The organism is Ruegeria sp. BF10, assembly GCF_056538725.1.
Genome location: NZ_JBQFTR010000001.1, coordinates 464,351 through 483,380 on the forward strand (window position 1 = coordinate 464,351; position 19,030 = coordinate 483,380).

Annotated in this window: 18 protein-coding genes; 5 read left to right on the forward strand and 13 right to left on the reverse strand. The window is 59.8% G+C overall.

Features of this window, described 5'->3' with window-relative positions; translation table 11 throughout:
* Positions 1-99 precede the first annotated feature (99 nt).
* Complete coding sequence (locus ACR0DJ_RS02410; protein WP_480683747.1) at positions 100-1,026, reverse strand: alpha/beta fold hydrolase; 927 nt, start codon at positions 1,024-1,026, stop codon at positions 100-102.
* A gap of 218 nt (positions 1,027-1,244) precedes the next feature.
* Between ACR0DJ_RS02410 and lptF the strand changes: the two genes are divergently transcribed.
* Complete coding sequence (lptF, locus tag ACR0DJ_RS02415; RefSeq protein WP_480683748.1) at positions 1,245-2,384, forward strand: LPS export ABC transporter permease LptF; 1,140 nt, start codon at positions 1,245-1,247, stop codon at positions 2,382-2,384.
* A gap of 3 nt (positions 2,385-2,387) precedes the next feature.
* Here lptF and ACR0DJ_RS02420 read toward each other — a convergent pair whose 3' ends face one another.
* Positions 2,388-3,221 carry a LysR family transcriptional regulator gene (locus ACR0DJ_RS02420; protein WP_480683749.1) on the reverse strand — a complete coding sequence of 278 codons (834 nt, stop codon included), beginning with the start codon at positions 3,219-3,221 and terminating at the stop codon, positions 2,388-2,390.
* 101 nt (positions 3,222-3,322) lie between these two features.
* Here ACR0DJ_RS02420 and ACR0DJ_RS02425 point away from each other — a divergent pair, with 101 nt between their 5' ends.
* Positions 3,323-3,925, forward strand: coding sequence for an HD domain-containing protein (locus tag ACR0DJ_RS02425; RefSeq protein ID WP_171206203.1), 603 nt, complete (start codon positions 3,323-3,325; stop codon positions 3,923-3,925).
* A 39-nt stretch (positions 3,926-3,964) separates the two neighbouring features.
* On the opposite strand, the gene speB is transcribed toward ACR0DJ_RS02425, so the two are convergent.
* The 10 genes from speB to ACR0DJ_RS02475 all read right to left on the reverse strand — a co-directional run bounded on the left by speB (position 3,965) and on the right by ACR0DJ_RS02475 (position 14,978).
* Entirely contained in the window at positions 3,965-4,807 is an 843-nt protein-coding gene (gene speB / locus ACR0DJ_RS02430; protein ID WP_480683750.1) for an agmatinase, read from the reverse strand.
* Positions 4,804-5,973, reverse strand: coding sequence for a carboxynorspermidine decarboxylase (nspC, locus tag ACR0DJ_RS02435; protein WP_480683752.1), 1,170 nt, complete (start codon positions 5,971-5,973; stop codon positions 4,804-4,806). Before nspC ends, speB begins: the two co-directional genes overlap by 4 nt.
* Before the next feature lie 84 nt (positions 5,974-6,057).
* On the reverse strand, positions 6,058-7,269 hold the full coding sequence (locus ACR0DJ_RS02440) for a saccharopine dehydrogenase family protein (protein ID WP_480683754.1): 1,212 nt from the start codon (positions 7,267-7,269) through the stop codon (positions 6,058-6,060).
* Between the two features lie 24 nt (positions 7,270-7,293).
* A complete protein-coding gene (gene speA / locus ACR0DJ_RS02445) occupies positions 7,294-9,183 on the reverse strand; it encodes a biosynthetic arginine decarboxylase (RefSeq protein ID WP_425078781.1) in 1,890 nt (629 codons plus the stop codon).
* 101 nt (positions 9,184-9,284) lie between these two features.
* A complete protein-coding gene (locus ACR0DJ_RS02450; protein WP_480683755.1) occupies positions 9,285-10,370 on the reverse strand; it encodes a DUF1513 domain-containing protein in 1,086 nt (361 codons plus the stop codon).
* A gap of 3 nt (positions 10,371-10,373) precedes the next feature.
* Positions 10,374-11,384 carry an imelysin family protein gene (locus tag ACR0DJ_RS02455; RefSeq protein ID WP_480683756.1) on the reverse strand — a complete coding sequence of 337 codons (1,011 nt, stop codon included), beginning with the start codon at positions 11,382-11,384 and terminating at the stop codon, positions 10,374-10,376.
* A 3-nt stretch (positions 11,385-11,387) separates the two neighbouring features.
* Positions 11,388-12,935 (reverse strand): di-heme oxidoreductase family protein, encoded by a 1,548-nt coding sequence (locus tag ACR0DJ_RS02460; RefSeq protein WP_480683757.1) that lies wholly within the window; start codon positions 12,933-12,935, stop codon positions 11,388-11,390.
* Positions 12,895-13,380 (reverse strand): bacterioferritin, encoded by a 486-nt coding sequence (bfr, locus tag ACR0DJ_RS02465; RefSeq protein WP_170346155.1) that lies wholly within the window; start codon positions 13,378-13,380, stop codon positions 12,895-12,897. The genes ACR0DJ_RS02460 and bfr overlap by 41 nt, the downstream gene beginning before the upstream one ends.
* Positions 13,328-13,621: a (2Fe-2S)-binding protein gene (locus ACR0DJ_RS02470; protein ID WP_170346156.1), complete on the reverse strand. Its 294-nt coding sequence runs from the start codon at positions 13,619-13,621 to the stop codon at positions 13,328-13,330. The genes bfr and ACR0DJ_RS02470 overlap by 53 nt, the downstream gene beginning before the upstream one ends.
* A gap of 85 nt (positions 13,622-13,706) precedes the next feature.
* Positions 13,707-14,978, reverse strand: a complete 1,272-nt coding sequence (locus ACR0DJ_RS02475; protein ID WP_480683759.1) for an imelysin family protein — start codon at positions 14,976-14,978, stop codon at positions 13,707-13,709.
* Between the two features lie 249 nt (positions 14,979-15,227).
* Between ACR0DJ_RS02475 and ACR0DJ_RS02480 the strand changes: the two genes are divergently transcribed.
* Positions 15,228-15,785 carry a ZrgA family zinc uptake protein gene (locus ACR0DJ_RS02480; RefSeq protein ID WP_170346158.1) on the forward strand — a complete coding sequence of 186 codons (558 nt, stop codon included), beginning with the start codon at positions 15,228-15,230 and terminating at the stop codon, positions 15,783-15,785.
* Between the two features lie 487 nt (positions 15,786-16,272).
* Here the strand turns inward: ACR0DJ_RS02480 and ACR0DJ_RS02485 are convergent, their stop codons facing one another.
* On the reverse strand, positions 16,273-17,223 hold the full coding sequence (locus ACR0DJ_RS02485; protein WP_480683760.1) for a GlxA family transcriptional regulator: 951 nt from the start codon (positions 17,221-17,223) through the stop codon (positions 16,273-16,275).
* 168 nt (positions 17,224-17,391) lie between these two features.
* Here ACR0DJ_RS02485 and ACR0DJ_RS02490 point away from each other — a divergent pair, with 168 nt between their 5' ends.
* Entirely contained in the window at positions 17,392-18,102 is a 711-nt protein-coding gene (locus ACR0DJ_RS02490; protein WP_425078773.1) for a GntR family transcriptional regulator, read from the forward strand.
* Between the two features lie 7 nt (positions 18,103-18,109).
* The gene (locus ACR0DJ_RS02495) at positions 18,110-19,027 is read left to right on the forward strand and encodes a dihydrodipicolinate synthase family protein (RefSeq protein WP_480683761.1); all 918 of its coding nucleotides are present in this window, start codon (positions 18,110-18,112) and stop codon (positions 19,025-19,027) included.
* Positions 19,028-19,030 lie beyond the last annotated feature (3 nt).

Here is a 19,030-nt window from a genome sequence, read left to right on the forward strand (position 1 = left end):
GCTGCCAGAACGTGCAGAGAATCTGCCCAAAGCCGCTACTTGAGCAAAACCCGCGAAAACGGGCTTTGCACCAGAGAAAGGCGTTGGGCGGCCGGTCAGTCAGGCCAGCAGCGCCAGATCCCCGATATTTGTCTTGTGCCGGGTCGGCATCGTTTTTGCCGGATGGCCGTCGATCGTCAGGGCGAGGTCCTCATAAAACCCGCCGCTGTCGAACCACCAGCGATGCGACTTCATCATCTTGCGCTGTGCTTTGGGGACGTCTCGTTGATATTGGTGGTCACAGAAAATATCCCAGTGACCTTTCGAGGTCAGCTTCGGCATCCCGACACGACCGGCGCGACGCCGACCGCCGTGAACAATCCCGCCGGCCAGGGCCAGCACCTTGTCTTTCCGGCTGTAGTAATTGGTGAATCGCTTGCACCGTTTTTTCAGGACCAGATCGGCCCATGCGCCCTTTTCCAGCCATTCTGAATCGATGTCCGCTGACGCAAACATGACCTGATCCGCCGACCATATCTTGTTGCCGGGCCCGGCCGAATCCCCGAAGTCCGAGAATGCGCGCAGTACCACCAACGCACCCATAGAATGAGCGATCAGATGCACCTTGGGGCGTGGCGACATTCCCAACAGCGGCAAGATTCCGTCCCCCACCAGATGCGGTGCCACCGCCTTGGCATCGGAGCGGTCCGAGTCGTAGGTGTGCACCGATCCGTCGCTGGGCCAGTCAAAGGCAACGACCGCGCCCTGATATCCGTTGCCCCTTAGGTTGGTTTCTATTTTCCCCAGCCGGTCCAGCATGTCCTTCTGGCTGGTGTTGAACCCGTGAACATAGATCAGGACGGCCGAATCCCCGCCCTCCTGACGCACGAGATCCAGCCATTTGGCTTTTTTGACGATACTGCCCTTTCGGATTTTTCCACCCGGGCTTTGCTGGGTGATGTTGACATATCTCGTCTTTGCGGCGGGCTTGAGGGTAAATTTCTTCTTATGTGCGTTATAGGTGCGGCGGGAAAAAAACAGTGCCATTTTTCAAACTCCATTTCAATCAATCCATAAAATGTGCCATGAGCCGCTGTTTTCACAAAGCGTATTCTCCGGGCCCTTTTGATGCCAAAACAGGGATGTGCGGTGAAACCGGTATGCGCGAAGGTTGCACACAGGGGCATCCTGACGTCCAATGCCTGTTTCCTCTGTCGGCTTAATGCCCTAGTGTCCGCTGCAAACGAACACACGCACGAGGCCCCATGTCGCGTTTTGATGGATATTTCCTGCGGCAATTGCTGATTCTGTTTGGCTTTTTCACCCTGGTGCTGGTCGGTGTGTTCTGGATCACCCGGTCCGTCAGCCTGTTTGACAGGGTCATCAGCGGCGGGCAGTCGGCGATGGTCTTTCTGGAATTCACCGCGCTGACTTTGCCGACCCTGATCCGTACGGTCATGCCCATGGCGGTGTTTGCCGCCGCCGTCTATGCCACAAATCGCCTGAGCCGCGAAAGTGAACTGACGGTTATGCTGGCCACCGGATCCAGCCCTTGGCGGCTTGCCCGGGCGGTGCTGCTTTTCGGTGTGATTACCGGGGTGATGATGGCGATCATCAGCGTGTTCCTGCGCCCGGCCTCGGTGGAACAGCTGGAAATCCGGCAGGCTGAAGTGGCCGGAGATGTGACGGCTCAACTGTTGAACGAAGGTGAGTTTCTGCACCCTGCCGAAGGCGTCACGGTTTACATAGGCGGGATTGATCTGGACGGCACACTCCACGAAGTGTTCGTGTCTGACCGCCGCGATCCTGAAAACTCGGTCAGCTATTCAAGCGTAACCGCCTATCTGGTCAACAATGATGCCGGCATCCACCTTGTGATGGTTGATGGGGTTGCATTGCGCCTGAACAAGGAAGGCAAGGTGTTGTCATCGACCCTGTTTCAGGACGCCTCCTACGACATCTCGGAACTGACGAATACAAATCCAATGGCCCGGCGCAGTCTCGAAGCCATTCCAACGGCGGACCTGATCCGCAACCGGGATGAGGTTTCAGCCACGGAAGGGTTCAGCCAAGGCAAACTGATCGAAGAGCTGCACCAGCGGTTCTCGTGGATCGCGATTTGCATCGCCGTGGCGCTGGCCGGGTATTCAACCCTGATGCTGGGCAGCTTTTCCCGGTTTGGATTGTGGCCGCAGATATTGGGCGCCTTCACCATTCTTGTGCTGCTTGAAGGTGTGCGCGGGTTTGTTTCCCCGGTGGTGATCGATGACCCGGAGCTTTGGTTTCTGCTTTACCTTCCCGCAATCATGGGGGTGCTGATCTCGGGCCTCTTCCTGCTTGTTGCTGGTCGGCCGTTGATGCGAAAACGGCAGCGCGCGCCCCGGATCATGCCGACACCGGCCTGAGTTCTAGCTGCGAAGATCCACCAAACAGCTGTGGATGTCGTCGAATTCCTCGCGATCACCGCGGGTGACCAGATACATGGGCAAGGGCAAGCTGATACTGTCCTCGACCCGCTTCAGAGCACCCGAGGCCAGATGTTCGGAAATGACGTAATCGGGGAAGTAACCGTTTCCGCCCCGTTGCAGAACATATCGCAGCGCCATCATGCAATTGCCAAGAAATACGGTCTGACCTGACGCCCGTCGCGCCGCCGATCTTACATGATCCTGATAGACTTCGCCCAGTTCGAGGTTGACGAAGATCAGGTCATCGTCCGCGCCGTCAGCCTTTGGCGTCCGGACCAGGGACAAGAGCTCGGGTTTAAGCGCGTACCACGTGACGCGCCGGTCGGATGGCTTTTCATGTGTGATCGCCGCGTCCAGCACATGGGTTGCCACCGCTTCGACCATGTTCAGGTCGTGGTCGTAGTTCAGCGTCAACAGCAATTTGCCAAAGCGCTGTTCAAACCGAACCGCCAGGTCCACCAGCAACGGATCCCAAATGCTGAGCTGACCGCCCAACCGCAGCGCCGGGCGGTTCTGTACCTGTACCGGCAGGTCGCGCGATGCAAAGCCCCAAAGGGACAGCATCTGTTCCGCATAGGGTTTGAACTGCCGGCCGAACTCGGTCAGCGCCGTTCCTCCGGCACCGCGCGTGAACAGCGCCCTGCCGGTTTCCTCCTCGATCAGGCGAATGCGCGCGCTGACGGCGGTCTGCGTCACATTCAACTTGCGGGCGGCGGCATGAAAGCCACCGGCTTCGGCCACGCAGAGAAAAGTTTCCAGAGCTTTGAATTGCATGTCGAAAGTATTTTTTGATCACAGTGATAAAATCAATTCATTTTTTTCAAGGCTGGTTTCGAACTACGCTTCTTCTCAGGACACATGCCAAAGGATCAGCCATGCTGGACAAAAGCCACAAACCCACCTGGACCAGTTTCGAGAATGCCACCAAGGCCGACTGGGACGCTGTGATGGCGTATGAAGAGGCTTATAATGCGGCCCTGCCTGACCGCATCCTCGATGCCATCCGCTCGTTGGACGAAGAATGGACGCCCTATCCGGTCAACCGCTATCAGCACAGCCTGCAAGCCGCGACACGTGCTTACGAGGACGGTGCGGATGAAGAACTGGTGGTGGCTGCGCTGATTCACGATACCGGCGATATCCTGTCGCCCTACAATCACGGAGAGCTGTCGGCGGCGATGATGAAGCCTTACGTCAGCGAGAAGACCTATTGGATTCTCAAGCATCATTGCGTGTTTCAGGGGTACTACTACAACCACCACCTGGGTGGCGACCGCAACGCGCGCGACAAGTACCGCGACAGCCCTTATTGGGAAGAGTGTCGCTATTTCTGCCATGAATACGATCAGAAGGCGTTCGACCCGAATTATCCGACCAAGCCGCTGGAGTTCTTCGAACCCATGTTGCGCCGCGTCCTGAACAGGGGCGAAGGCCATATGGAGTTGAACGAAACCGTCGATGACGGCAAAACCGACTAAGTACCGGATCAGGCGGGCCAGCCCGGCCCGCCTGCCTGTTCAGCAGCTCGCCATCAGGCGATAGACGATCTGCGCCGCGGTGAAATCCCACGCCGCGTTGCCGTCGGGGGCCAGTTCGACCACGTCGAAACCAACGCAGCGTCGGCCCTTCAGGGCGTGTTCGACGAGGCGAAGCGCCTGATAATATCCCAGCCCACCCGGAACAGGCGTGCCTGTCGCGGGCATCTGCGCCGGGTCCAGCCCATCAACGTCAAAGCTGACATAGACCAGTTCGGGGAAATCCTCGGGCAGGTCGACCGAGTGGATGTGACCCGTCACCAGTTCCTCGGCATCGACATGGAAGACGCGGTTCCTCAGACGGCTTTTTGCTTCCTCGGTGGAAAAGGCGCGCACGCCGAACTGGGCCAGTGGGATACCTTCCTCGGCCAGCAGATGCATGACCGAAGCATGAGAGTGTTTTTCCCCCTGATATGCGTTGCGCAGGTCGGCATGGGCGTCGATCTGCACGATACCGAGGGGCTGGCCCAATGCGCGGGCCACACCCATGACCGCGCCATAGCTGAGCGAGTGTTCTCCGCCCAGCGTGACCGGCACCTTGCCGGCGCGGACGGCGGCCTCGGTGCGCTGGGCGAGCCGCTCCATGACGTCCGGCAGTGGGCCGTCGCAATCCAGCGGCGGCTCGGTGAAGATGCCTTCGACGCAGGGTTCCGCGTGGCCCGTGATGCGTTCGAGCTCGTTGCTGGCTTCGATGATCGCGGCGGGTCCGTCTGCCGTGCCTGACCCATAGGACACCGTGCGTTCCAACGGCACCGGGATCACGCGGAACCGGGCGTCTTCACTGCGTTCGGCGTCGGTCAGTTCGCTGTCGAGGAAAACGCTCATGATAGCCTCTCTTTGAAGTCGTCGTAGCCGAATTGCCTGATGATCTTAAGCTCGTCGGTTTCGCTGTTCCACAGGGCGATCGTGGGTAGGGGAACGCCGTTGAAGGTGTTGGTCTTGACCATCGAGTAATGCGCCTGATCCAGAAAGGCAAAGCGCTGCCCGATCCGCAACGGCTCGGCCCAGGTGTAGTCGCCGATCACGTCGCCCGCCAGGCACGAGGGGCCGCCCAGGCGGTATGCATGGCCTGCTTCGGCCTCGTCCATCAGGGCCGGTCGATACGGGGCCTCGATCACGTCGGGCATGTGGCAGGTGGCCGAAATGTCGGTGATGGCAAGGTCCATGCCGTTGTGCGGCAGGTCGAGGATTTCGCCCACCAAAATGCCCGCATCCAACGCCACCGCCTCGCCGGGTTCCAGATAGACCTCGACGCCGTATTTGGCTCGGATGTGTTTGATGAACTCCACCAGCCCGTCGCGGTCATAGTCGCTGCGGGTGATGTGGTGGCCGCCGCCGAAGTTCAGCCATTTCAGACCGTTCAGGAAGGGGGCGAGTTTCGGTTCAACCGCGGCCCAGGTGCGCGCCAGAGGCTCGAAGCCCTGTTCGCACAGTGTGTGCATGTGCAGCCCGTCCACACCCTTCAGCGCCTTGGCGTCCAGTTGGCTGACCGGGGTTCCGAGGCGCGAACAGGGGGCGCAGGGGTCGTATTTCGCAACCTCGCCCTCGGAGTGTTCGGGGTTGATCCGCAGCCCCACCTGCCGCCCGGCGGCCTGTGCCCTGGCCAGAAAGCGGTCTTTCTGCGCCGGGCTGTTGAAGATGATGTGATCCGAGAGCGCGAGGATTTCGTCGATGTCGGAATCCTTGTAGCCCGCACAGAAGGTCGCGACCTCGCCGCCATATTCCTCACGGCCCAGCCGGGCCTCGTAGATGCCGCTGGCGCAGGTGCCGCCCAGGTACTGGCGCACCAGCGGTGCCAGCGCGAACATCGAGAATGCCTTGAGCGCCGACAGGATACGTGCGCCAGACCGCTCGCCGATATCGGACAGAACCGCCAGATTTCGCTCCACCGCCTTTTCGTCGACGACGAAACAGGGTGACGGCACGCGTGTCAGGTCGAAGTGGCGGAAGGCTCCGGCGTCTCCGGCCTGTGTGGTCATCATGTCGGACATGTCGGGCGTCTCCGATTGTGGAGAGGCCGGGGGCGCTGCCCCCGGACCCCCGGAGTATTTGGTAAAAGATGAAGTCTGAAAGGATTAGAATTCGACCGGGCCGTCGAGTTCGTGGACCTGCCAGGGAAGGCCGTGGGTGTTCAGCATGTCCATGAAGTCGTCCGGGTCGAGCTGCTCCATGTTCCACACGCCCGGTTCGCGCCAGTTGCCTTTCAGCACCTGTGCCGCGCCGATCATGGCCGGGACGCCGGTGGTGTAGCTGACGGCCTGGCTGCCGACCTCGCGGTAGCATTCCTCGTGATCGCAGATGTTGTAGATGTAGTAGGTCTTCTCGCCCGAGCCGTCCTTGGCTTGGCCGGTGGCGATGTCGCCGATGCAGGCCTTGCCCTTGGTTTCGGCACCCAGATCGCCGGGGTCGGGCAGCAGGGTTTTCAGGAACTGGATCGGGATGATCTCGACCCCGTTGTGCACTACCGGGTCGATGCGGGTCATGCCGACGTTTTCCAACACTTTGGCGTGGGTGATATAGGCGTCGCCGAAGGTCATCCAGAACCGGGCGCGCTCGATCTCGGGGAAATGGGTCGAGAGCGATTCCAGTTCCTCGTGATACATCAGGTACATGTTCTTGGGGCCGATGGCGGGGAAGTTGAATTCGACCTTGTGGGTCATCGCGGGGGAGTGTTTCCATTCGCCGTTCTCCCAGTGGCGCACCTCAGCCAGGACTTCGCGCAGGTTGATTTCCGGGTTGAAATTGGTGGCAAATTCCTGATCGTTCTGGCCGCCGTTGGCGTCCAGAACGTCGATCTGGCGGATGGTGTCCAGCTTGTGTTTCTTGAGCCACTTGGCAAAGACGGATGTAACGCCCGGATCGAAGCCCGAGCCGAGGATGGCGGTCAGGCCGGCCTGCTTGAACTTGTCCTGATAGGCCCATTGCCAGTGGTATTCGAACTTGGCTTCGTCCTCGGGCTCGTAATTGGCGGTGTCGAGATAGTGGCAGCAGGCCTCGAGGCAGGCATCCATCAGCACAAGATCCTGATAGGGCAGGGCCAGGTTCACCAGGATCTCGGCCCCTGTTTCCTTGATCAGCTTGACCGTGTCTTCGACCTTGTAGGCGTCAAGCTCAGCCGTCTTGATGTCGACGCCGGTGCGTTCCTTGACCGATTTGGCGATGGCGTCGCATTTCGACTTGGTGCGGCTGGCCAATGTGATTTCGGTGAAGATGTCCGAATTCATCGCCATCTTGTGCACGGCGGCGTGGGATACGCCGCCCGCGCCGACAACCAGTGTTTTTCCCATGGGGTAGTCTCCTCTCACAGGGGGTTATTCGTAATAGGTGTAGCCGTTGATCGAGTCGCGATAGGCGCTCATCAGGGTTTTGCGGTCCTTGGCTTTCAGAGTACCGGTCGATATCGCCTCGTCCACCATTTTGCGGAAGGCGGCGACGCAGTCGGTCGGGTCGAATTCGACATAGGACAGCACCTGACTGATCGTATCACCCTCTTGCTCGTGCAGCAGGTCGAACCCTCCGTCAGCGCGCAGGTCGATGGTGACGACGTTGGTGTCGCCGAACAGGTTGTGCAGATCGCCCAACGTTTCCTGATAAGCGCCGACGAAAAAGACGCCCATGAAGTATTCATCCTGTTCCGGCAGGGAATGCACCGGCAAGCTGGGCGAGACGCCATCAGCCAGGATGAACCGGTCGATCTTGCCGTCGCTGTCGCAGGTGATGTCGGACAGAACCGCGCGGCGGTCGGGTGTCTGGTTCAGGCCCTGCAAGGGCACGATCGGATGCAGCTGGTCGATCGCCCAGACGTCGGGCAGGGACTGAAACAGCGAAAAATTGCAGTGGTAGATATCGGCCACTTTCTCGAGCTGGTCGTCCACGTCGGTTTCCAGATCGTCACTGGCCGCCAGTGACTTGAGTCGGGCCATCAGCGACAGATAGATCCGTTCGGCGCGGGCCATCTGGCGCAGGTCCACATACCCACGGCGGAACAGGGCGCGCAATTCGTTGCGGTAGAAATTGGCGTCGTTCCAGCATTCCTGAAGACGGTCTTTGCTGAGATAGCCGTGCACCGCGGCAAGGTCCGAAACCATGTGATGATCGTCGGCTTCAACCTCGGGGCCGTTGGGCGCATCGTACAATGTGCTTTCCAACACGTTGAACACCAGCATCGACGATGTCGCCACCACAGCGCGACCGCTTTCGGTGACCAGCGTCGGGTGGTCGATTTCGGCCTCATCCATCGCGTAGGCCACGGTTTCCACCACGTTGGCGCAATATTCCTCGACCGTGTAGTTGATCGAGTTTTCAGCCGCCTTCTTTTCACCGGTGTAATCCACGCCCATGCCACCGCCGAGGTCCAGATGGGTCAGTGGCACGCCTTCGCGGGTCAGTTCGGTGTAATAACGGCATGCCTCGCCCACCGCGCGGCGTACGTCGTTGACGTCCTGTACCTGCGATCCCAGATGCGAGTGCTGCAACTTCAGGCAATGCAGAAGGCCCGCATCGCGCAGCTTGTCCACAGTGGCCACCAGTTGATCGGTGTTCATGCCAAAGGCGGACCGGTCACCCGAGCTTTCTTCCCATTTGCCGCTGATCTGGTTGGTCAGTTTCACCCGCACACCAATCAGCGGTTCGATCCCCAGTTCCTTGTAGACCTCGATCACCGTGTCGGCCTCTTTCGGGCTTTCCAGAACGATCACCGTGTTGAAGCCGATTTTGCGGGAAAGCGTGGCCAGTTGGATAAACTCGGCGTCCTTGACGCCGTTGCAGACGATCAACGCCTCGCTGGCCAGACGATGCGCCAGCGCGATCACCAGTTCGGGTTTGGACCCGGCCTCGAGCCCATAGTTGTATTTCTTGCCGAATTCGACGATCCGGTCGACGACCTGGGCCTGCTGGTTCACCTTGATCGGGAACACACCGCGATAGCTGCCCCTGTAACCGACGCGGGCGATAGCATCCCGGAAGCTTTCGTTCAGATGCGCGATCTCGTGTTCCAGATAGGAAGAGACGCGCAGAACCATCGGGGCCTTGATGCCGCGGTCATCCAGATCGCTGAGAATACCGGGCAGGCTGATCGCATCAACCTCGGGTGCCAGGGGGTTGCGCAGACCGATCTCGCCCTGCTCCGTCACCTCGATGAGGCCTTTGCCCCATTTCTCAACCCCGTAGATGGAATGCGGTGCGTCCGGCGTCTGTTTCAATCAAGTCGGTCCTTAACGTAGGGGTGCCAGTTTCGCGACCGCCAATACGGCAGCTGTTTGATTCTTCCAAGTGTAAACTATGTGACGGAAAAATCCGAATTTCATGCCGGTGGGTTGATCGGGACCAGATGATTGTCCCACTGGCACTTCGCGCGGGTCCGGATCTTGGGGTGCGCAGTGGTCAACGCGCCGAACACACCGGTTCCGGTGGTGAAAACCAAGCCGTTCGGGCCGGATCCAAGCCCGCAGACATCCTCAAGCTCGAACGCATCCCTGAACGTGCCACTGGCCACGTCGAACCGATGCAGCGCATTGCCGCGCGGACAGGTGATGGCAACGGTTGCGCCATCCGCCGAAAACGCGATGCTGCCCGCATAACCCTGTAGCGTGCTTTGGTCCTGCTCCGGGGCGGACAGAAGGTGCGGGGTTTCCCCCTGACGGTGCAGACCCAGCAAGGGCGGATGTTCGGCCTTGCTGCCCTGCCACTGCATCGCAAAGCCCACAAGCCCGTCGCGACGGACCGCCAGATGGCGGATCGAGTTCTTGTGAAGCGCAAGCGTCAGCGACACCTGTTCCTGAACCAGGCCCGACAGGGAAAGGTAGGTCAGATTGGGCTCCATCGTCGGCAGGTTCAGCTTCGTGCGCCCGGTTTCGGGATGGGTTTCGATCCCGCCATTGGCAATCACAAGCGTTTTTCCACCCGGCATCAGCCGCATGTCATGCGGACCAACGCCACCGGACGAAAACTCGCCCAACCGCGCAAAGGTTTCTGCGTCCCAGACCCCTATGATACCTTTTCCGGCCTCGTAATCGTTTTCAGTGGTGAAGAAATGCGCGCCATCCGCAGAAAAGGTGCCGTGACCATAGAAATGCCGACCTTCCGGCGCTGTCAGCTGCGCGGTCTGCGCGCCTGATGCGCAATCGACCACGACGGCAAAAGTACCGGGTCGGCGCGCAAAGGCCACGGCCTGTGCTTTGACAGGATGCGCCGCCGCCGCATGCCCGCGCGCGGGCAGGGGCACGGAAAAGAGGAGTGCTCCATGTGCATCCAGTCCGGCCAGTCGATACGAACCATCCGGAAACAGCCCCGCTGCCAGAAAATCCGGCCTGCCCACCGAGGCCCATCCATGGATCGGTGGCAGAGAGGTTGCAGCAAGCCCTGCAAGGAAGCGGCGACGCGATGTCATTTTTCAGTCCCCGTCCAGCGAATTGAAGCCAGCGCTGATGCCCAGTGTCGGGCCAAGTTCGGATGAAGCAATGGCGCGGATGTCATGGATGGACTGTTGCAGGGCCTCGATACGGAACCGGGCCCGCGGATCCGCAACGCCGGCCAACGCCGGGTCTTCGATGGCTTGGGCATTCTCGATGGCGCGCGCAAAGGCGGCATCCAGATCGGCGGCGATATCGGGATGATCAAAGGCCAATCGTGCCGCAAGATCACGAAGGGCCATCAGCGAAAGCTCGACATGGCGCAAGGATCGCTTTGACCGCCACGCTTCGGCGCGGTTGGGGCGCGGGCGATCGAACGTGCCCAGCGGGCGACCAAGCCGTGTGTCGGCCGTGAATTCAAGACCCGTGGACAAAGCCTTGAACAGCTCCTGCATGGCTTCGTCCTGCGTTCGGTAGCGGCTGCTCTCGCCGGGTCGGGTCAGGCTGGGGGCATAGCTTTGCCAGTCCTCGGCCATCGCCCGGGCATTGGCATCAATATCCGCCGCGATCGCCTGGATCAGCGCGCAGCGGTAGTCCGCATCGCCCTGCTCTGCAAAGGCGGGATCGAACAACATCCGTTCGAGCGCAAAGAATCCGCGCCCCGCTATGGAGGTCTCGGCATAGGTATTCGGGCTTTGCACGGCGTCATCCTCGGTTGCGATATGCTGGGACAGGGCCTTTGAGGTGAACCCTTTCGTATCGGGCCAGAACGCCATGGCAAACGCACGATCGTCGACCTCGGTCGGACCGAACCGCAGATGGCTGGCGGAAATCCAGCTGTCGAAGGCCGCGTCATAAGCCGCGCGCAGCGCCGGTGAGGTCGGATCGCAATCCACCCGGGATGCACTGACCAGAGCCCCGGTTGTTTCCGGCAGTTTGCCGAACCGGGGCAGAATATGTGTCTCGGTCACGTCCATCAGGATCGGCGCGCGATCCTGCGCCTGCGCGACAAGCGGCATCATCAACGCGGCAACAAGAGTAAGAATACGCATGGGTCAGAGGCTCTCCAGAAAACGGATCAGGGCGTCTCGGTCAGCTTTCGGCATCGACACAACTGCATCGCGGGCGGCCTGGGCTTCGCCCCCGTGCCACAGTATCGCCTCGAGCAGATTGCGGGCCCGCCCGTCATGCAGAAACTGCGTGTGGCCCGAGACGCGTTCGGTCAGACCTATGCCCCACAGCGGCGGCGTCCGCCATTCGCGCCCCGTCGCGCGGGCCTCGGGGCGGTGATCCGCCAAGCCTTCGCCCATGTCATGCAGCAGCAGGTCGGTATAGGGCCAGATCAGCTGAAAGCTGTGCTCGGGCCGATCTTCCAGCCGGTGGGTGACATGGGCCGGAGTATGACACGATGCGCAGCCGGTCGTGTGAAACACCTCTTTGCCGCGCAACACCTCGGGGTCGTCGACATCACGGCGACCGGGCACACCCAGATTGCGGCTGTAGAAATCCACCAGGTCCATGCCCTGCTGATCGATCTCGAACTCGCGCGTATCGGTGTCGCCATGCGGGGCCTCGACGCAGTTCACCTGCAAATCCGTGCAGTCCCCCTGAGGTGCCGGGTAAAGCGGGCTTGAAATGCCGATATCCCCGGCAAAGGCCGCGGCAGATTGCTCCATGACTGTCGGCATGCCTGCCTTGTGCCCGAACCGTCCCATCATGGGCGCACCGTATTCAACAGACCAGACGATGTTCGGACGGCCCGAGATGCCGTCCCCATCCACGTCATCAGGGTCAGCCTTGGCCAGCAGGTCTTCGACCGGGATCGCCTCGAGCAGCCCAAGCCCGATCATCTGCGGTGCGACCCGCGGGCTCAGCATCGCATCGGGGTGCAGCGGGCCATAGCCCAGATCCGCGGCCCGATAGGTTGGGCGGCGCAGAGCGGCGGTTTCACCGTCAGAAAGCGCGATGCGGATTTCCTCATACGAGATATCCAGCCGATATTCCGCCGGATGTCCCGCAAGTGCGAAATCCTGCATCTGCCCGCCATAGTTGGGTTCGGGCCGCGTGGCGATGTAGTCTTCGATCCCACCATACCCGTCTTCCGGCGCACCGGGGATCGAGACCCGAAGGAACATCGAGACCGCGTTGTCATCAGGTCCGTTGGGTGTGTGCCCCCGCCCATCCTTGATGTGGCAACGCTGGCAGGATCGTGCGTTGTACAGCGGCCCCAACCCATCAGAGGCCAACGTGGATGATGGTGACGAAACCCAGATTTTCTTGAACAACCCGTTGCCGACCTTGAAATCCAGCTCCTGTTCGAAGCTCAGGTTGCCCGAGGGTTGCGAGAACGCATCCGCGTCGTTGCGGACCCGGACAGTCGCCGCCCCGGCAGAGAGTTCTTCGAACGGCTGCGACACGCCATAGTCCTGCGGGGGCGCAGTCGCGGCGGCAATGCGGGCGCGTTCCTCATCGGTGCGGGGGGTGACATTCAGATGCAGGTCCCGCAGCTCGGCTGACAGGGAAGGGGTGGCCGCCAGGGCGACCACCGACAAGGCAAGAAGACTATTCGCCTTCGTCCATTTTCGATGCGTTGAGTTGCGCATAATTGGCTTCGCCGATCCTTTCATACAGGTCGAGCTGCGTTTCGAGGAAGTCGATATGTCCCTCTTCATCGGACATCAACTGTTCGAACAGCGACATGGAGACAAAGTCGCCGGCCTCCCGACAATATTCGCGCGCTTCCTTGTAAAGAGCCCTTGCGTCGATCTCGGCCGCCAGGTCGCATTCCAGCGTTTCCTTCGGCGTCTGCCCGATCCGCAGCGGGTCCAGCTTCTGAAGGTTGGGGTGGCCTTCCAAAAAGATGATCCGTTCGATCAGCTTGTCCGCGTGGCCCATCTCTTCGATGCTTTCCTCGCGGCTTTTCTTGGCCATATGGCCAAGGCCCCAGTCTTCTTGCAGGCGGTAATGCAGCCAGTATTGGCTGACGGCCGTCAGCTCATGCCGCAGAGACTTGTTCAGATATTCGATGACCTTCGGATCGCCCTTCATCAGCTTTCTCCTGTGTTGCTCCGGCACGCAATGTGCGGAGTTGCATCGGTACGCCCAGATTACCGCTGGCCCGCATTGTGTCTAGGAACAGCGGCATGCACCCGCCACAATCCGCCGATTTGCCAAGGGCATGGTAGATTTTGCCGGGGGTGATGATGGTCTGCGGATCCGCCGTGCGCATCCAGTCGATGGCCGCGCGGATGTCGTGATCGGATATGTTGGTGCAGTGGCAGACAATCATTGGTCTTGGCTCGTTTCGCCGCCTCTACAGGCGATCAGAAAAGGTTGCACGGGCCGGAAAGAAACCCTCTCCGGCCCGCTTGGGTTTAGTGAAAGACGGCGTCCGGGTTGTCCAGGCTGTCTGACCCTTCAAACGCAACCCCGTCCAGTTCCAGCGCAGTTACGATGCGCTCGATGGTCTTGGTCTGATCGATCAGGCCGTTGACGCCGCCCATGATCAGGGCCTCACCGCCTTTGTTGCCGCGCTCAAGCATCTGGTCATAGGCAAATCCTGCCTCGGCTGTTGTCTTGATCTTGCCCAGGGCCTGCATGGTGGCGGCCAGTTTCGCTTTCATCTCGGTATCCAGCGCCGGATCGGTGGCGATGACCAGATCGGCCAGAGATGCGCCCGAAACCGGGGTGCCATCTATGCGGGTATAGCTGCCCAGATAGACGTTCTGGATGCCCAACCCGTCATAGTAATGGCTGTTGTGGGTGTTGTCAGAAAAGCAGTCATGTTCTTCTTCGGGATCGTTCAGCATCAGGCCAAGGCGCATGCGTTCACCGGCTTGCTCACCATAGGAGAGAGAGCCCATGCCGGTCAGGATCGCGCTGATGCCAGCTGCTTCGTTCTCCATCAAGGCTGCGCGCGCCGCTCCGCCGTCTTTCCACTGATCCGCCATCCAGGCCAAGTCGCTGACCAGCAGTTCGGTCGCAGCGCTCAGGTATTGCGCACGACGGTCGCAATGGCCGCCGGTACAGTCCTCGCCCTGCGCATAATCGGTGGCCGGGCGGTTGCCGGCGCCAGCGCCATGGCCGTTCATGTCCTGGCCCCACAGAAGGAACTCGATGGCGTGATAGCCGGTTGCCACATTCGCCTCGATACCATCGGCTTCGTGCAAGATGTCGCTCAGCAGTTCGGGGGTGATTTCGCTGGCATCAATGGTCTCGCCCGACAGTTGGAAGCTGGGGTTGGCGATGACATTCAGCACGGCAAACTCGTTTTCGTCCGTCGCGCCGCCATAGGCCGCGTCAACATAGTCGATCAGACCTTCGTCCAAGGGCCAGGCGTTCACCTTGCCTTCCCAGTCATCAACGATGGCATTGCCGAAGCGATAGACTTCCGTTTGCTGATAGGGAACACGGGCAGCAACCCAGGCCGCGCGCGCCGCGTTCAGCGTTGCGTCCGACGGATCGGCGATCAGTGCGTTGACCGCATCCTGCAATTTTCTGGCTGAAATCAGGCTGTCCTCAAATTTGGCTTCCGCAATATTGGCATAGGTGTTCAGTACATCCGCCTTGGTGGGGGCATCACCCGAGATCGCGGCGGTTGCCATGCAGAACGTCAGGGCGCTGGCAGTGGTGAATAACTTGGTCATAGGAGTTCGGTGCTTTCCTGTCAGAACTGTCGGATCGTGCGGGAATGCCCCGCGGGTTTGGCGAAGAAATAACTGAGTTATTTAGTCGGCAATGTCAACCTGAGTTTTATTGTCAGATATAGGCGGGGGCTGTTGAACCCAACAAGCCTCCCCATATCTGGCGGGCTCCGATCCGAGGGATAGCATTGCGTGGCAGGTGATTCGCGTTAAAATCACTGGTGTGATTCTGTTTAAGGCGGTTGTTGGTTAATGAAGTGCTCTGTTCTGGCCTTGTCTCTCTTTCCGGCAGCTCTTGCTGCTCAGGCGACGCAGATCACGTCCACCCATCACCATGGGTCCGGTCAATTGGAAATCGTGCTCACGGACACGGGATTTTCGCTGTCCCTCAGGGTTCCAAGCATTGACATCATCGGGTTCGAGACCCCGGTAGCCAGTGATGACGAGCGCACGCGTGTCGCCATCGCGATTTCCGAACTGTCCAAGCCGCTGGACCTGTTTGTCGTCCCGCCCGAGGCCGTGTGCTTTACTGCATCTGCAAACGTGATCCTGACGCATGATGTCCCGGGGCAGCAGGACACCGCGGGCGAGGGGGGCACGTCATCCACGGCGGGAGAGCATTCGGAATTTCAGGCTGACTACGTTGTTCAATGTCAGGATATGGATGCGCTGAACGCGATAGAATTTGCGTATTTCCAGCGGTTCAGCGGGACAAGGAAGCTGAACCTTCGCGTCGGAGCAGGCGCGGAGAACAGCACCCATGAAATCACGCGCGCCGCGCCCAGGCTGGATATGACGCAAATCCGTTAGAGATGGCGCTTGAGCGCCTGTTGGGCGGTGTCAGGCAAGCAGCCGAAGCTGTCGAGCCAAGATTGCCCCGTCCATCCCTGGGGCACCGGGCAGAAAACGAACACCTCAGATCGAAGCAGATTGTTTCCCGGTGCGGTCCCTGAATGCGGCAATGAGTGAAGCCCATGAATTATAGTTTGTTTGCAAGATGTCATGATCCTTGAGGCTGCCGGATTCCGCTGAATCACAAATCTCCAATTGAGGCAAAGATTAACGAATAAGGGCACAAGAATCGCATGGATGACAAGTTCTCGCAAAACTTATGCCAATATCCAAATCTATTGGTACATCATCCTGTCGATCTGTTGACTAGTCCGGTTTTAATGAGGGGGTATCTCGGCAGGGTTAGGGGGATGCCCGTTCAGGCCCGTTTTGGGCCGGTGAATCGCGGCATCCCCTGCCGTACAGGTCAGGGCAAATCCACCACCAGACCCACCGCCAGACAATGTCAGTCGATCTTGTTGCGCTGCGCGTGCGGGGTAACGCCAAAGCTTGACCGGTAGACGCGCGAAAAATGGCCCGGGTTTTCAAAGCCGCAGGCCACGGCAACCTCGGTGACGGATGCTTCGGTCTGAAGCAACAGTTTCTGGGCGCGCTCCAGCCGCATTTCCATGAAATATTTCTTGGGCGACGTGTTGAGGTATTTGCCAAACAACCGCTCAAGCTGTCGGGTTGAAATGCCAAGCTCTTCTGCAATGAACGAAGGCGAAACCGGGGTTTCGATACTGTCCTGCATGATGGTGATCGCCTTCGCCAGGTGCGCATTGCGCATTCCGTTGCGTGATTGCAGGGAAACCCGTTGTTTGGCCGTGGCATTGCGTACCGCGTTATAAACCATCTGATCCGCCACATCGATGGCCAGTTCCTCGCCGTGGTCGCGTTCGATCAGGTGCAGCATCAGATCCGCCGTTGCGGTCCCGCCAGATGCGGTAATGTGCTTTTCGTCGGCCACGAACACGCTGCGCACCAGATTGACCTCGGGAAAGGCCTCCATGAACGCGTCGTGGTACTCCCAGTGGATCGCCGCCTGCATTCCGTCGAGAAAACCAGCCTCAGCCAGCACCCACGCCCCCGAGCACAGGGCGCCGATTTTCGTGCCGCGCGCGCGTTCGCGGCGCAGGGTTGCAAGCAGAGGGCGGGTGACGTGGTCACGCATGTGAATGCCCGACAGGACAAACAGCTGTTCACATTTGGCCAGACCCTGAAGACCGGAATGCACCAGCGTGACGGATCCGTTCGAGCACACGGCCTGCTCGCCATGTTCGGACACAAAGGACCAGCGGTACAGTTCTTCGCCACTCACCAGATTGGCGATCCGCAACGGTTCGACCGCGCAGGAAAACGCAAGGTGCGAGAACTCCTCGACAAGGATGAACGTGATGTGCCGCGTCTGAGGCATGAGCAGTACCGTTTGCAAGCTGGGACAACGCCCGAAACCTGAGTCTATTTCGCCGGCTTCCATGCTGCACGAATTTTAATTGTATACAAGTTGTATTTTTATGGAATACAAAACTGTGACCGCACGCGATTCGACCGCGGACGCCGAACAGAAGGATGGGGCCAAAGCATGAAAGACGAAGCCAAATCTCGCAAAAGCGCGCTGAGAGAGCACCTGAAAGTGTCCATCCTGACGCTGCGCCTGCGCCCGGGCGCCGATCTGGACGAGGCGCATCTGTCGGATGAATTCGGCTTGTCGCGCACGCCGCTGCGCGAGGTGTTTCGTCAGTTGGCTGGCGAAGGTTATCTGGACTTGCGGACAAACCGCAGCGCCCGGGTTTCCGAGATGTCCTATACCACCCTGCGCGACTTCTTCCTTGCCGCGCCCATGGTATACGGAGCAATCCTGCGTTTGGCGGCTTTGAATGCGACGAACGCCCAGATTGATGATTTGAAAGAGGCCCAGCAGGCGTTCAAGGCGGCCCTTCGGTCCGGGTCCGGCGAGGACCGTGCCTTGGCAAACAACCGCTTTCATGACGTGACGGGCGAAATGTCCGGCAATGTCTACCTGCTGCCGTCGTTCAACCGGCTGCTGATCGATCACGCCCGGATCGGTATGACGTTTTATCGGCCACAGACTGGCGAAATGTCGGAAAACCTGTCGCTGGCCAGCCAGCAGCATGACGCGATCATCGCAGCCATCGAGGCGCGCGATGAAGCGACGGCGGCGCAGTTGGCGGAAGATCACTGGAATCTGTCACGCGATCAGATCGAGATGTTCGTGATGCCTGACGCGCTGGATGTCCCTATGGGCGTCCCGCCTCTTTCGAAACCTGCATGAGGACGGAATGAACCCGATTTTCAAGTTTGAGGGGATCTATACCCCCGTGGTCACGCCCTATCACGACGATGGCAGCGTGAATTGGGACGCCTTGTCCGACGTGATCGAATACCTGATCGAGAATGGCGTGCATGGCCTGATCTCGGGTGGTTCGACCGGTGAGAACTATGCGCAGACTGTGGAAGAACGGCTGGAACTGGCCCGGTTCACGCAGAAGCAGTTGAAGGGCCGGTTGCCATTGGTGGTTGGCACAGGCGCGATGCTGACGCCGGATTCTATTGCTCTGGCTTCGGGCGCACGTAAGATCGGTGCAGACGCAATCCTGCTTGCCAGCCCGCCATATTCGGTGCCGACTGATAGGGAAAACGCGCTGAATGCGCTGGCCATCGACAAGGCCGCCGATCTGCCTGTGATGCTGTACAACTACCCGCACCGCACCGGTACGGTGATGGGCGAAGAGTTCCTTGACCGTGTGGGCCGCAGCCGGAATTTCTGCGGCATCAAGGAAAGCTCGGGCGATATCAACCGGGTGCATTTGCTGGCCCGCGACTATCCACATATCCAGCTTGGTTGCGGTATGGATGATCAGGCGCTCGAATTCTTCGCCTGGGGCGCGCCGTTCTGGGTGTGCGGCGGGTCGAACTTCCTGCCTGCCGAACATGTGGCGCTGTATCAGGCCTGCGTGGTTGAAGGCAATTTCGCAAAGGGCCGCCGGATCATGTCCGCGATGATGCCGCTGATGCGGGTGCTGGAACAGGGTGGCAAGTTCATCCAGACCATCAAGCATGGCGTTACCATGAATGGGATCAGCGCGGGCGGGGTGCGGCCTCCGCTGAAGGGCCTGAACAAGGACGACAAGCGCGCGCTGGAACAGGTCACGCGCGTGCTGAAAAAGACAATCGCCGACATCGTGGCCGAGGGGTAAGAG